Source organism: Pseudoalteromonas sp. P1-25 (assembly GCF_001401805.1).
GTDB lineage: Bacteria > Pseudomonadota > Gammaproteobacteria > Enterobacterales > Alteromonadaceae > Pseudoalteromonas.
Genome location: NZ_LKDW01000011.1, coordinates 97,509 through 112,488, shown reverse-complemented (window position 1 = coordinate 112,488; position 14,980 = coordinate 97,509). Strand labels below are relative to the sequence as shown.

General features: G+C 42.7%; 10 protein-coding genes and 1 pseudogene. 4 read left to right on the top strand and 7 right to left on the bottom strand.

Annotation, left to right across the window (positions count from 1 at the left end):
* Positions 1-116 precede the first annotated feature (116 nt).
* Complete coding sequence (locus tag AN393_RS09185) at positions 117-911, bottom strand: helix-turn-helix domain-containing protein (protein WP_235576194.1); 795 nt, start codon at positions 909-911, stop codon at positions 117-119.
* 60 nt (positions 912-971) lie between these two features.
* Positions 972-1,405, bottom strand: a pseudogene (locus AN393_RS20050) (ISAs1 family transposase); the annotation flags it as partial.
* Between the two features lie 453 nt (positions 1,406-1,858).
* On the opposite strand from AN393_RS20050, the gene AN393_RS09175 reads away from it, so the two are divergent.
* On the top strand, positions 1,859-3,049 hold the full coding sequence (locus AN393_RS09175) for an alpha/beta hydrolase-fold protein (RefSeq protein ID WP_055017923.1): 1,191 nt from the start codon (positions 1,859-1,861) through the stop codon (positions 3,047-3,049).
* Between the two features lie 158 nt (positions 3,050-3,207).
* On the top strand, positions 3,208-4,506 hold the full coding sequence (locus AN393_RS09170; RefSeq protein ID WP_055017907.1) for a DEAD/DEAH box helicase: 1,299 nt from the start codon (positions 3,208-3,210) through the stop codon (positions 4,504-4,506).
* 355 nt (positions 4,507-4,861) lie between these two features.
* On the opposite strand, the gene AN393_RS09165 is transcribed toward AN393_RS09170, so the two are convergent.
* From AN393_RS09165 to AN393_RS09155, 3 genes are all read right to left on the bottom strand, one after another.
* Positions 4,862-8,083, bottom strand: coding sequence for a S41 family peptidase (locus AN393_RS09165; protein ID WP_082422693.1), 3,222 nt, complete (start codon positions 8,081-8,083; stop codon positions 4,862-4,864).
* 156 nt (positions 8,084-8,239) lie between these two features.
* Positions 8,240-9,640: a hypothetical protein gene (locus AN393_RS09160; RefSeq protein WP_055016894.1), complete on the bottom strand. Its 1,401-nt coding sequence runs from the start codon at positions 9,638-9,640 to the stop codon at positions 8,240-8,242.
* A 32-nt stretch (positions 9,641-9,672) separates the two neighbouring features.
* Entirely contained in the window at positions 9,673-12,078 is a 2,406-nt protein-coding gene (locus AN393_RS09155; protein WP_055017905.1) for a TonB-dependent receptor, read from the bottom strand.
* 141 nt (positions 12,079-12,219) lie between these two features.
* Between AN393_RS09155 and AN393_RS09150 the strand changes: the two genes are divergently transcribed.
* Both AN393_RS09150 and AN393_RS09145 read left to right on the top strand, forming a co-directional pair.
* Entirely contained in the window at positions 12,220-12,636 is a 417-nt protein-coding gene (locus tag AN393_RS09150) for a MerC domain-containing protein (RefSeq protein WP_055017904.1), read from the top strand.
* Positions 12,637-12,769: 133 nt separating this feature from the next.
* Complete coding sequence (locus tag AN393_RS09145; RefSeq protein WP_055017903.1) at positions 12,770-13,606, top strand: alpha/beta hydrolase; 837 nt, start codon at positions 12,770-12,772, stop codon at positions 13,604-13,606.
* A gap of 43 nt (positions 13,607-13,649) precedes the next feature.
* On the opposite strand, the gene AN393_RS09140 is transcribed toward AN393_RS09145, so the two are convergent.
* A complete protein-coding gene (locus AN393_RS09140) occupies positions 13,650-14,552 on the bottom strand; it encodes a homocysteine S-methyltransferase family protein (RefSeq protein WP_055017902.1) in 903 nt (300 codons plus the stop codon).
* 164 nt (positions 14,553-14,716) lie between these two features.
* Positions 14,717-14,962 carry a DUF3297 family protein gene (locus tag AN393_RS09135; RefSeq protein ID WP_055016889.1) on the bottom strand — a complete coding sequence of 82 codons (246 nt, stop codon included), beginning with the start codon at positions 14,960-14,962 and terminating at the stop codon, positions 14,717-14,719.
* Between the last annotated feature and the right edge of the window lie 18 nt (positions 14,963-14,980).

Sequence of the window (14,980 nt, the reverse complement as noted above, 5' to 3'; positions counted from 1 at the left end):
AATGTCAGCTTGCATGCATGCACAAACCTATCTATGTGCATGCATGCATGCAATAAGTGAAAAATCAATCACCAATGTCATTGCCGGGCTGACATCATGGAGTGAAAAGTAAGTACTCATGCTCTCATCCTAGTGCGAAACTCTTTGGGTGTTACTCCCATTATTTTTCTGAATGCGGAAGAAAATGCACCTGCCGAGTCATACCCCGTATCCATTGCAACTTGAACTATAGGTTCCCCAAGGCTAAGCATTGGGATTGAAGAGAATATCCTGACTTGTTGACGCCAAATTGCGAACGAGGAACCTAACTCTGAGTGAAAGAGTCTTGATAATGTTCTAGGAGAAGCTCCGACAATTGTACTCCATTCGGTAAGTGTGCTTTTGTTACTGGGGTCTTTTAGTAGCGACAAACATATTTTTTGAAGTCTACTGTCTTTAGGCATGGCTAGCTTTAAAGGTATGTCTTTTGCCAATTGGATTTCATCAATTAGTAATTTTAATAAATGTACCTCTCTGCTCTCTGGTAAGCTTTCATTTGTAACGCTCTCTGCACTCTTTATCAGTTCTCTCAATAATGGGCTGACGACCAGACTTTGAGAGCTATTGGGGAAGTAGTCTGGTAGGTGGGGTTGTTGAAAAAAGATTGTACGTAAGCTGACTCGGCCTCTAGCTTTAAGTTTATGAGGTGTTTTTGGTGGTACCCAAAGAGCCTGTTGAGGTGAAATAACCCAAAAATCTTGATTGCAACTAAGCTCCATGACTCCCGATACAGCATAAATGAGTTGCGCGTCTTGGTGCCAATGTTCTGGTAGTACATGGCCGTCTGGATACTCTCTTGAAATCACCTTAAAAATTTCAGAAGTTGAATTTAGTTCTAGGATATGTTCTATATTGTATAATTTCGTTTTCAAATTTTTCTTACCTTAGTGCTATAGAGCTCCACGTTACTATCAGGGCTGACGCATGAACGTCTACAAATTGAATAATCTCATAGATTCGAATAAATAATCATCATTCAAACAGCAGAGTTTTCGTTTGTTCGCCATACTCAGTTTACGTGATGTATTACGTTTCAACACGTTCAGGATCCATTATCTGAACACTGCCAGGCTTTCACCTGAGTAGCCCGCTCTGGCTTGAAGTTGGTCTTCGTTAAAGGCGATATCCAGCACCCAGTGTAGCAAATTTTCCACCGACCAATGTGAGCGATTGCCTTCAGTGCCGTACTGGCATTCAGTGCTCGGATAATGATATAAAAGCTAACAAAATCATGCCCTTTCTCGTTTTCCGTATGCTCGGCCTGCACTGCAATCAGGGTCTTGGCTTTCCATGTTTGGCATATCGGCACGTTTTCATCGACGGTAATCGTCCAGCATCGGCGATGCTCTTTCTGTCCATGTTGCGTATAACATCGGCGCTGTTGATCAAATCAGAGCCGGAGCAGCCAGTCCTTACTGGGCAAGCGGAACTTCACGTTCACCGTCTGAGCTCGGTTGTACTGCCACCAGTTAGTGATGTTGTGCCGCGCTTTACCCATCTGTCGGCCTCCGAGTCCGTTCGTCAGGTGATCAGATCATGGGTGGGACATATAGTTCACTGATTTAAGAAATCACGCCATTTAGTATGATACTTTATTACTAATTTTGAAGGCTTAGGTAGACAGATTTAGCTGATGAGTATGATACTTTTTAAAAGTCAGCTCGAGTTTAGAGCCATGGAAACGGCTTCATACGACTGTTCAGTATGACACTTTATTACTCTCCCACACCTGTTAAAGATAAAAAGGCGCTTAATGCGCTTTTTTTGTACCTCAAAGCCTGTTAGATTAAATAACACACTATTTTCTAAAGGATTAGTCATGCGTTTATCAACCGCTGTTTTTATATGTAGTTTATTTATATTTTATTCTAGTAGCATACTTGCAGAGCCTGATTTAAAACAGCAAACTATTAGCTATACGCAACAAACACACACTATTAAATCAGCCGTTTTAAACGAAGAACGCACAGTTGTAGTCCAGCTTCCAAAGAGTTATCAAGCTAATCCAAACAAAGTTTATCCAGTTATTTATCGCCTTGATGGCGCGGGTAATATACCGCTTATAAGTGCAGTGATGGAGCGATTACAAAATGATAATCGTGCGCCCGAGGTTATTATTGTCGCTATTGAAAATACCAATCGCTTAAGAGATTTATACCCCACAGTGAATAAAGAGCCACAAGGCCCGGTAGGTGAAGGCGGTGGTGCAGCAACGTTTTTAGCATTTATTGAGCAAGAGCTTATGCCCTTGATTAATAAAAGTTACCGTACGCACAATTATAATGTGATCGCAGGAGCGTCTGCGGCAGGCGTGTTTGCACTTTATACAATGCAAGCTAACCCTGAGCTTTTTCAAGCACACATTGCTTACAGCCCTGCCGTTTGGTGGAACTATGGCGCATCAGTAAAAGCGACTAAATCGTTTATCAATAAATCAAAAGATCTGAATAACTATGTTTATATAAATATTGGCGAAGAAGCAGGCTTAATGCGTGAGCGATACAATGAGCTGCAGCAAGCTTTGCAATCTAATAACTTGCCAAATTTACGTTTTTACAATGATACATTTGAAAATGTATCACATAACCTGACTTCCGTCGCAGGGGCCTTTAATGCCTACCATAATTTATTTTTACCCAAACAAATGCCCATGAGTGCTTTAAGCGATGATATAGAATCTATTGATGCTTATTATCAAACATTATCTCAGCAATGGGGTGAGCAAATAACACCTCCTGAGAGGGCTGTTAGGCAACTTGGTTACAATCTAGTAAATATGCAGCAATATGAGAGTGCTGTGGCAGTATTTAAGCATAATGTTAAGCATCACCCACAATCTGTTGATGCGCTATGGGGGTTAGGCTATGGCTATGAGGTACAAGGTAATATACAACAGGCACTTATTAAAATAGAAGCGGCTTTAAATGTTGTAGATACCACATACCCCCATTTAGGTGCCTTAAAAGAGACTAAAAGTAGATTACAAACACAGTTAAATAAAATGCAGTAATGTAAAAGGACAAAGCGTAGGTGTGGCCCGCGCTTACAGTTACCTTTACAACACGCAGCTGTTACCCATAAAACATTAAAATCACTAATCTCTACTTAATAAGAACTAAATACGCTAAAATTACAGGCTACTTTTTTAGCAATGAGCCCGTAATATTCATGACCTCAGCAACAAGCCCTAGTACCTTTAACGAACTTGGCCTTATTCCAGAGCTATTAGCTCGTTTAACAGATTTGGAATACAGCCAACCTACGCCAATTCAAGCTAAGGCGATTCCAAGTGTACTGGCTGGTAGCGATTTAATTGCGGGGGCTAATACTGGCTCAGGTAAAACAGCGACGTTTGCTTTGCCTATGCTACAAACCCTATTTTTAGAGCAAGGTGCTAAAAAAGCAGCGAGCAAAGGTAACTTTGTAACTGGGCTTATTTTGGTACCTACCCGTGAGCTTGCAACGCAGGTGGCCGATAGCGTTAAATCGTATTCTGCTAACTTTAATGGCGCAATTAAAACGGTCGCGGTATTTGGTGGTGTGTCGGTTAATACACAAATGCAGGCTCTACGCGGCGGTGCCGATATTATTGTTGCAACGCCAGGGCGTTTGCTCGATTTAATCTCAAGCAATGCTATTAAGCTCGATAAAGTAACAACCTTAGTGCTTGATGAAGCCGACCGCATGTTAAGTCTTGGCTTTACCGAAGAGCTTGCCGAGTTATTAGCGTTAATGCCCGCTAAAAAACAAACCATGTTGTTTTCAGCAACCTTCCCAGAGCAAGTCACACAATTAACGCAAGAGCTGTTAACTAACCCTGTTGAAATACAAGTTCAAAGTAAAGACGAAAGCACCTTAGTACAGCGTGTATTTACGGTTAATAAAGGCGAAAAAACCACGGTTTTAGCGCATTTAATTAAAGCGCATAAATGGCGCCAAGCACTTATTTTTGTAAACGCTAAAAAAGACTGTGAGCACTTAGCAGGTAAGCTTGAAAAGCGTGGTATTAACGCACAGGTATTTCATGGTGATAAAGGCCAAAGTGAGCGTACTCGCGTAATAGAAAAATTTAAAGCCGGCGAAATAGAAGTACTTATTGCCACCGATATAGCAGCCCGTGGTTTAGATATTGCCAAACTGCCTGTTGTTATTAACTTTAACTTACCGCGCAGCCCCGCTGATTACATGCACCGTATTGGCCGCAGCGGCCGTGCAGGTGAAGTTGGTTTAGCGTTATCGTTAATTGATTATGAAGACTTTCATCACTTTAAAATAATCGAAAAGAAAAACAAACTTCGTTTAGAGCGTGAAGAAGTAACCGGTTTTGCGGTAAACCAAGCAAACCTTGATGCGGCCCTTGCACTTAAAAACGATAAACCAATGGCAAAGCCCGCCGGCACAGGTAAGAAAAAGAAGAAAAAAGCCAACCAAGAAGATGACGTATGGAGCGGCTGGAGAAAAAGATAAGCCTTAATACATGTAAGTCATTAAACCTGAATTATTAAAAAACCCTGCAAATTTGCAGGGTTTTTATTAGGGCGTGTTGACCTTTGCGGATTGAAATTTGTTCAATCTAGGGGCGATTAAATCGCGGCGCGAGGTTTGTAACCTTGGGCTAAGTAAAAACCGAGCAACAAAGAGTCAATCGTCCCTAGAAAGAACCCAGAGGGCAGCGCATGTTTGGCATTTATGCTGCGTTATCGCCTATTTATGGGGAATAACCACACTACATAGGCTCTGCCTTGCCTAAAAACCAAACATGCTGCTGCAAATTCAACCATCAAAGATCAACACGCCCTAGCTTATTTAGCTATACAGAAAATTAAAATTTAGACGGTGCTGGTGGCACCACTAAAGGTTGCTTAGGGTTTGCTTTAAGCTCCTTTAATAACTCCTGTACAGCACGTTCTATAGATGGATCTTGGCCTTTGTAAATGAGTTCTGGGCGGTCAATTACTTTAATATCAGGTGCAACGCCTTCGTTTTCTATAATCCAGTTACCTTGGGTATCTAAAATACGGAAAGTAGCCGCAATGACTTGCCCGCCATCTACAAGGCTAGGGTTACCAGAAATACCAATTAAGCCACCCCACGTACGCGTACCAATTAGCTTACCTAACCCCGCTTGGCGGAAGTAGTAAGGAATTGCATCACCGCCTGAACTTGAATAGCCGTTTATTAGCATGGCTTTTGGGCCGTCGTGTGCAAACTGTGGCGTTTTAGTGGGCTCGGTGCCTCGACGTTTCCAGTAGTTAAGTGGTTTACGTGCAAGCCAAGTGATCATGTGCTCAGGAATAAAGCCACCACCGTTGTATCGGTCATCAATAATCATGGCGTCTTTAGTGGTTTGCGGCATGTAGTTTTTAAACATGGCGCGGTTACCTTCATATGCTGTATTTGGCAGGTGTACGTAGCCAATGCGCCCATTTGATAACTTATTAACGTAGGCTGCACGCGAGTTAACCCACTCTAAATAACGTAAACCTTGCTCACTGGCTACTGGTTTTACAGTTACTTGCCATGCGCCTTTGCTACGCGGCTTGCTGTTTAGCACCAGCTCTACTTGCTCGCCTTGGGTGTTTTCAAGGAGTTCGTAAAAGTTAGCAACGTCTTTAACCGAGCGGCCGTTTACCGCAATTATGTAATCGCCGTTATGTGCTTTTACGCCTGTAGTCCCCAGTGGTGAACGGAAATCGTCATGCCAGTTTTCACCTTTGAAGATTTTCTCTATTTTTACATAACCCGATGGATCGCTTGCAAGCTTAGCGCCTAATAAGCCGTGTTTTTTACGTTCGGCTTTTGGCATATCGCCCGATTGCACGTAAATATGGCCTGAGTTAATTTCGCCAGCAATTTCACTCAGTACATAATCAAGGTCGCTACGGTGGCTAATAGCATCAGCCATAGGTTGGTATTTAGCTAAAATAGCATCCCAATCTTGACCGTGGTGGTTTTCGTCGTAGAACCAGTCGCGCAGGGTGCGCCAGCCTTCTACATACATTTGCTGCCACTCAGCTTGCGGGTCAATTTTAAGCGTCATTTTACTTAAATCGAGCTTATTGGCGTCTAGGTCTTGCTTTGGTTTAGGCTCAATTAAGCTGTAACCGCCACTGGTATGTACAAGTAGGTGCTCGCTGTTGCTCGATATAGTGTAACTGCTAACACCTTTAGCCACGGTTTCTAGCTCGCTATCGTGCTCGGTGCCTATAAGTTGTAAACCACCATTAGCAAGTGTAAGCACGCCGCCTTTTACTGCGGTTAAGCCACGGTAATTGCCCGCGGGTGCATTAAGTGCGGTAACACGCTGCATAAAGTCGCTGCTTTGCAGTGCGTTTTTAACTTTTTTGTCGTCTTCTTTTTCATCGTCTTTATCTTTTACAATCGTGGTTTCGTCACTTTGTAAGGCGATAAGCGGTTTAACGCTGTTGTTTACAGCGGCCGCATAAATACGGGTGGCGCGGTTAAACATGTAGTCAAACTCGTAGCTGCTAAACGCAAGGTTAAAGTCGCGCTCAGAGCTAAAGTAAAGATATTGGCCATCTGGCGAAAAGGTTGGGTTTTGCTCATTACTCATTTCGTCTGTTAGGCGCGTTACCTTTTTCTTTTTAAGGTTGTAGTGCCAAAGCGATGCATAACGGTTTTCGTTATTTTTTACATACACAATATCTTGGCTATTAGGCGACCACGTATATTGAGTAATGCCGTCTTCGTCGTAAATACCGGTATCAATTTTGTGTTGCTTGCCCGATTTTGCATCTAACCACCACAGTGTGTGGTTTTTATCTGCAAACAACAACTTAGTGCTATCGGGTGACCAAATAGGCGTAAAGCGCCAAATAGTGCCATTACTAGTTAGTTGTTTAATGGCATTATTTTTACTGCGATCTTTTAGGTAAATTTCGTACTCGCCGCTTTCATCGCTCATGTAAGCAATGTAACGCCCATTTGGCGACCAGCTTGCGTCTATTTCACGGCTTTTTTGAGTGTACGATAAGTTACGCGTAGGGCCTTGTTTAACGGGTACGCTAAATAGCTCGCCACGGGCTGTAAATACAGCACGTTTGCCATCATGAGAAATCGACATAGAGTCAATAAAGTCGCTCACATTTTTGCTGTACGGCATAGCGTATTGGCGCACACCGGCAATGTTAATGCTCAGCTTAGTGCTTTTTTGTGTTTTTGCGTCAAAGCGATATAAGTAACCGCCGTTTTCATACACAACCGCATTAGGGCCTGCTGAAGGCCAAAGTACGTCAAAGTCTTTAAAGTTGGTAAGCTTTTTAGGCTCATTGCCTTTGCGGTATTGGTAAAGATTTAGTGTGTAGTCACGATCAGATACAAAATAAATATTGTCGCCAACCCAGGTAGGTTGCTGATCGGTTGCGCGGTTAGTAGTCAGTTGCTCTGAGATGTTTTTTTCTAAATCGTAAACCCATACGTCTTGCGCACGGCCGCCACGGGTGCGTTTCCAAGTACGAAACTCACGGTCAATGGGCGTATAAACATACTTACTGCCATCTGGCGAGAGCATACCGCCGCCCGTTTCTGGAATAGCTAAAGGTTGCTCAAGGCCACCGTCGGCAGGAACCATATAAGGGCGACCCATACGTTTGCCCCACGGTGTGCGGTTAGCTCTAAACACCACATTTTTACCATCGGCGGTCCAATCTAAAACGCGGTAATCAAAACCACCACGCGGCGGCATTGGGCCAACATCGTTGTAGTAGGTAAGTTGCTTAAGGCCTGAGCCATCGCTGTTGATCACATATACTTGGCGGCTGCCGTTATACTCAGCCGAAAACGCAATGCGCTTACCATCAGGTGAAAACTTAGGAAATGTTTCAAAACCAATGTGGTCGGTTAAACGTTTGCTTTCGCCGGTTTGTGTATTAGCAATATAAATATCGCCGCTGTAAACAAAGGTCACGTTTTGGTTATGAATATCAGGAAAGCGTAGTAAGCGAGTGTCTTTAGTTTCATAGGCTGATACGCTCGGTGCAATAACCGCAGCCAAGGCAAGCGCCAATGTTGTTAATTTTTTCATGGGATTACATCCTATATTAATAGCTGTTACATCATAACAATAAGGTTATAAATAGCGATGCACTTGCGATAAAAGGTCTGTTACAAAATGTGAATAAAAAAAGGTTGGCATTAAAACGCCAACCTTCAAGGGAGTACTCTTTTTTAAAGAGTGAAATTAGTGGTCGTGATCGCCTTCTTCTTCCTCTTGCGCAATACCAAGCCAAGTAATTGCACTAGGAGCAAAAGTAAGCTCAACCTCACTTTCAATTTCTAGGTCTTCAAGATGTACTTGCACAACGTGCTGAGCAATAGGGTCGGCTACATAAGCAAACTGACCATTTTGCGCCACTGTCATGCTAAAGCTCATGCCCTCTGGCATGGTTAATACGTCTTGCTCGGTAATATCCACTTGGCCTTCAAGCTCCCAATGCATTTCGCCATCATGGTCGTGTGCGCTAAATACATTTAAAAAGCCTAAGCTGTCTAATATTAAAAAGTGCTCGCCATGGGCAGAAAAAGAGTACGACACAGCACTTGCGCCATCGGCTAGTTGCCATTCTAGTTCTTCCATTTGTGCTGTTGTTGGGTTAATAGTTACAATTACGGCTTCGCCGCCACCATGGCCAGATGCTACGCCAATAAAGGTCTCGCTGTCTTCGTGGCCATAAATACTACCAATACGTAAATCGCCAACGGCTGCAATATTCGCTATTTTTTCAGCTTCGTATTCATCATCGTGCTGGTGGGCTAATAATACACCATCGCTACAGCCAAATGCCACGTAGTCGTGGTTTTGTGCCGCGCCGTGTAAATCAGGACACGTAAGGTCTAAGGTTTGTTCAAGCTCGTATTCACCATCATGAAAATGATAAACACCTACTTGGTCTGGCAGTACTTTAGCAACCGATGTGCTTTCGCTGTCATCACGGCGAAGTGTTGATAATAAATGCTCACCGCGGGGCTCTGCTACGCCGTGCATATTAATATCGTAGCTAATACCCGGTAGCGTTGCTGTTGCGCTTGTTATGTCGCTATCTGTTAATACTTCAACAGAGGCAACCGTGCCTGAGTCTGCATCACCATCATAAAAAACAGCTAATTGGCCGTCGTGTTTTACAAGGTGAGTAGGGCGGCTGCCACTTGTTAGCTCATAACTGCTAGCCGCTGGGCTTTGCTCGTAGTCGTGTAAATGCTCGCCGTGGTCTTCACGCCATAAACCACCATCAATAAAGCCTAAGTAATCTTGTGCGCGGCTTGCAATAACGGCATAACGAAAATCAGGTGATGACGACAACGTGCTTGAATCATTCGTCAGGGTAAATGTTTCAAGAAGTGAGTTGTCATCTAGATCATAAAAGTGGGCTTCGTTGCTGTTGCCTGCAAGCACAGCTAATCTGCCCAATGAATCAATTGTGTAGCCATCATCATGGTCGTGATCATCATCGTCATGATCGTGCTCGTCTTCTACAACAATAGGATCTTTTTCTACAATATTGGTTTCTGCATCGCCACAGGCTGTAATAAATGTAGTGCTAATAGCCAGCGCAATAAGCTTTAATTTGTATAGTTTTTTCATGTTTATTTCCTTTAATTATAATTTTTTAATGCTTAAAAATAACCGCGAATGCCTAGTGCAAAGCTACGTCCTGGACGTGGTGCTATATCTTTTACAAACGAGCTGTGCACGCGTGCTTCTGTATCTGTTAAGTTGCTGCCACGCAGGTAAACAGACATATCTTGGTTTAATACTGAAAGGTCGTAAGAGATGCTTGCATCAACCAATGTGTAGCCGTTTGTGGCTGTTTCTTGTGGGGCTGTGCGGTCTTGCTTTTGATAGCGAGTAACGTGAATATGCGCACTGAGTTTATCTGTTTGATAGCTTAACTCGCTGCCAAAACGAAGCGGTGGAGTACGGGGTAAATCGCCGCCGTCTTTAAGGCGTGCACGCACATAATCTGAGAATAAATCTACTTTAAATTCATCGGTTAATTGCCACGCAATTTGCGCTTCAAATCCGTGTAAAATTACATCGTCTGTTTTAAATAAATAAACAGGCAGTTCTGATGAATGGTCGTGTTCGTCAGCCCCTTCTTCTTCATCACCATGGTCGTGGCCACTTTCAGCGAATAAACCGGTGTCTATTTGGTAATAGTAATTATCTACTTGGTTGTAAAAGGCATTTAAAATAAAGCCAACATCACCTTGGGTTTTACGCAGGGTTAAATCGATATTATTGGCTGTTTCCAAATCAATTGCTTGACTAGATAAACCCAAATGGCCGTCTTCATCTAAATCAAATAGTGCACCTACTTCGTAAGTGCCAGTACCAATGTGTGGCCCAAACGATAACAACTCAGAGGCAGAGGGCGCACGTTCAGAGCGCGATACCGACAGCCCTAAATTATAGTTAGGTGTAAAATCCCACACTACGCCTGCCGATAAACTGATTGGCGTAAATTCATGCTCTACGTCAAATACGCGCGTGGTTTCTGCGCTTTCTTCATGGTCGTGATCATGCTCGTCGGCTTCTTCTGCTTCATCATGTGCGTGAGCGTCAATATTTGCTAGTAATACATCGCCTGCTTCAATGGTTACACGCTCAATACGCCCACCTAGCTGCACTAAAAAATCACCAAAGTGCCTTTCTTCCATTAGTGCTACAGCAAAGCTTTCTGTTTCTGATGGCGGCGTAAAGGCCTCTTCACCTTGTGCTTCAACATCGCTTTGTTTGTAATGAAAGCTAATGCCGCCATTCCACTCGTTAAATTGGTTATGTAGTAGGTCTATACGAAATTCGTTTGTTTCGTTTTTAAATGTGGTGCCTACAGCGCCACCTTCAATTTCAGCGTGTTCGTAGTCGGTGTGGCCAACGCGCAGGTTTACTTTGTTTAGCCATTTATTATCTAGGTTGTACTCACCTAATAATTGCACTTTAGTTTGCTCTAAATCAGCAAATACGCTTTCTTCTTCGTCGCTGTGCTCTTCTTCCTCGCCGTGCGTATGGCCCGGAATACCGTATTGACGATTAAATTGCTCTACTGCTAAGCCAATAAAGCCGTTATCCATTAAATAGCTAGCGCCAACAGTAAAACCGTCAGACTCTTCATAACTGTTTTCAACTTTGTAATCGCCACTTTGCTCTTCACCGTCACTATCTATATCGGCAGCTACAGGCACCTCGTAGTCGTCGGCTTCACGCCAAAACGCATCGGCGTAAAAAGCCACCGAGTCTGTGCCTGTGGTGGCATTAAACGAGGCCACTTTTTGGTTATCAGCAGAGTTATGTTCTAGGTTCCACTCGCCGCGAGTTGTACTGTCGGTTGGAACACGGTTATCTACCACATTAACCACACCACCAATGGCGCCACTGCCATAAAATAGCGTTGCAGGGCCGCGTAAAACTTCAATTTGTTGAGCGGTAGACGCCTCTGATGCAACAGAGTGATCGGGGCCAACGCGCGACACATCACTTACATCAAGGCCATTTTGAGTAATAAGTACACGCGGGCCGCTCAAACCACGAATAATAGGCGTGCTGGCTACTTTACCGTGAAAATTTGTATTAACGCCTGGGAGTTTTTCAAGGCTGTCGCCAAGGGTTGCAGCTTGTTGGCGCCTTAATTGTTCGCCAGATAAAACACTAACAGGTGAGGCAGATTCCATTGCCGACATATGAATAGGGGTTGCTTCAATATCAATAACTTCAATAGGCGAGCGCGTTAAATTAAACGTAACCGACTGGTTTTCATCGCCAATTATTGTTATGTCGCGATGAAGATGCGCATAACCAGGGGCTACAATATGAAGCTCTTTTAAGCCATTGTTTAACTCGGTTAGTACAAATTTACCGTTTTCGTCGGTGGTGACTTTAAGGTCTGAGCCTTCAACTTCTACCGTTGCATTATTAACCGCTTTACCTTGATTATTTAAAACCACGCCTTCAATTGTTGATGCCAGCACACTTGCTGGTAATAAAGCTGCGATGAGAACAGCTAATTGAGATCTACGTTTCATTTGACTACCTTGTTGGATGTTATATTATATCAATTATGCGAGAAATGTTATAATGTATCAATAGTAATTAACTGTTGTTACTAAAATGTCTCCTTAAAGGTAACGCTTTTGAGTAGAGGCACTAATTTAGTAGAGGAAATAATGAAGTCGAGTCAAAGTGTTATGGATCGTATGGCGATTGGGTTATCGTTAATGTGTACAGTACATTGTTTTGCAACCCCGGTTATTTTAGCGCTATTGCCAAGCTTTGCTGTACTGCAAATAGATAGTGAACAATTTCATTTATGGATTCTTGCGGCGGTATTACCCACCAGTTTATTAGCATTGAGCTTAGGCTGTAAAAAGCACAAGCGTAAACGTTATATGGCTTGCGGCATTATTGGACTGTCTTTTATGATATGTGCGGTATTGCTAGGGCATGAAATAGCCGAAAAAGCGCTTACTTTAATAGGATCGGCTTTTATAGCTGTAGCTCATTGGTTTAATTATCAACAATGCCTTAAACAGAATGACGATAACTGCCCGTGTTCAGGCGATGAATCTGATCAGGCAGTTTAGCGCTATCAGTGCTACAAACAGCTAACATGTAGCACTGCCTTTTAATATTTAACTTTGTTTTTTTAATAGCCTAAAGCTAAAAGTGAGTTAAAGTAGTCATTAAATATTAGTTTATTACGCTTGGCTTAGGTTAATGAATACCGTTTTAAAATCCCTGCTGTTACTTTGCGCTTTAATGTGTTTTAAATTAAGCGCAAATACCCCCTACCAAATCCCTAGAAGCAGCGTTATAGAACTCACTGAGCCCGTGACCAATCGGGTATACCCTGTTTTTATTCAGCTTCCTAAGTCATATAAAAAGTACCCTGAAAAAATATATCCGGTTATTTATTTAACCGATGCACCGTATACGTTTCCTATTGTGGCAGGCGCCACACGGTTTCCTATGAATAGTGGCAAAATGCAGCAGGCTATTATTGTGGCCATTAGTTACGAAAAGGGCTCAAAAGGCGCCAACAGCCGAATTAGAGACTACACCCCAAGTAAGGCTCAAAGCTGGAAAAAACAAACCGGTAACGCGAAAAATCATGCGCTGTTTTTAAAAAATACTGTACTGCCGTTTATACAAAAAAATTACAGAGCAAGTAACACACAAAAAACCTATATAGGTAACTCTTTAGGTGGCTTATTTGGTGCCACTATTTTATTTACCATGCCCGATTTATTTAACAATTATATAATTGGCAGCCCATCAGTTTGGTTTAATAACAATGCAATTTTAGCGCTTCAAGCAAATAAACCTAAATTGCCTACAAAGGTTTATATATCGGTAGGCGCAAAGGAAACGCCAAGCTTTGGTGAAGGGCAAAATATGGTGGCAGGGGCAAAGCAATTAACGCAAAAAATTAATGCACTTAGCAGTGATAATATTGAACTAAAAAGCGTTGTTATTGAAGGGGCGAGCCATGCAACCGCATTTCCTACTACGGCCATACAAGGGCTTGATTGGGTGCTGGGAATGAGGCAATAGCAAATAAGCCCTAATATTTAAATATTTATAAAAACACTAAAGCTTAAGCGCTTTTAAGTTGTTGTTTCCAGTTTGCCAGTACTTCAATAAATTCTGGGCCTATGCCACAGCAGCCACCAATAATGCTTGCGCCTTGGCTGTACCACGTTTTTGCAAAATCTAGGTACTCTAAAGGTGAAATATCGCGGTACGCTTGTGAGCCTTCGTTGGCTTTGTAATCATGCGCGATAGGTGTAAAGCCATTAGCAAATGCGCCTAAAACAACGCTTTTATTTTGCTTGGCTAATACTGCGTTAGTATCACTAAAGGCTTGCTCTATAACCTCAGGAATTGAGCAATTAAAGAAAATACCCGCAACATTTTGTTCAAGCAAAGCCGCTACTGCGTCACTTACAAGCTCACCAGATCGAAGTTTAGCTTGCTCACTCACCACATCATTTAAGGTAAATGCGTAATAACATGGTTTGTTTGAGCCTTTAAGTACGCTTGCCATAACGTGCGCTTCTTCAATGCTCGATATGGTTTCGCCAATCCATAAATCTACGTGCTCGTCTTGCGCCTTGTATAGCGTATCTAAAATAGTAAATGCGCGCTTACTTTCAAATAGTTCAGGGCGGTAAGAGCCAAAAGCGGGGGGTAATGAACCCGCTACTAATATATTTTGTTTAGCGTTTTGAGCAACTTCTTTTGCGATAACCGCCGCTTGCTGTGCAATAGCTGCGCCTTGAGCTTGATATAGCGCTTCACCTAAATGAAAGGGTACACAGGCGTAGCTATTTGCGGTAATTATTTCAGCGCCGGCCTCTATAAAACCTTGGTGAGCCTGCGTTACAAAGTGCGGAGCTTCTATTAATGCTTGCGCACTCCATAGTGGCTGTGTGAACGGCGCACCCATGCGCTTAAGTTCGCGTCCCATGCCGCCATCTAAAATAGTGAGTTTATTCATAACAAGCCTTTGTGTATCTGTACAATATGGCGCTATTCAACCATGTTTTTTATAAAATCATAATGAAACTTCATCATTATTCACATGAAAAAAGCTCAATGCTTTTCAATAGGTATAAAAAAAGCGACATCTCAGGAGAGTCGCTTGTTTTAGTAGGCTAAACCTTACTTATAAAATACCTCTACCGTGCCTTTTACTTTCATAAGTAAAGGTTGGCCGCGGCGGTCTAGCGCTTTAGGTGCGGCAATTTTAATCCAACCTTCGCTAATGCAGTACTCTTCTACATCAAAGCGCTCTTTACCGTTTAGCTTTACGCCAATTTCGTGTTCAAACACTTCTTCTATGTAGTGTTTGCTGCGAGGATTAATAGAAAGCTGATCAGGTAATGCTGGTTTTGTTGAATCGGTCATGATTTTAATCTTTATTAA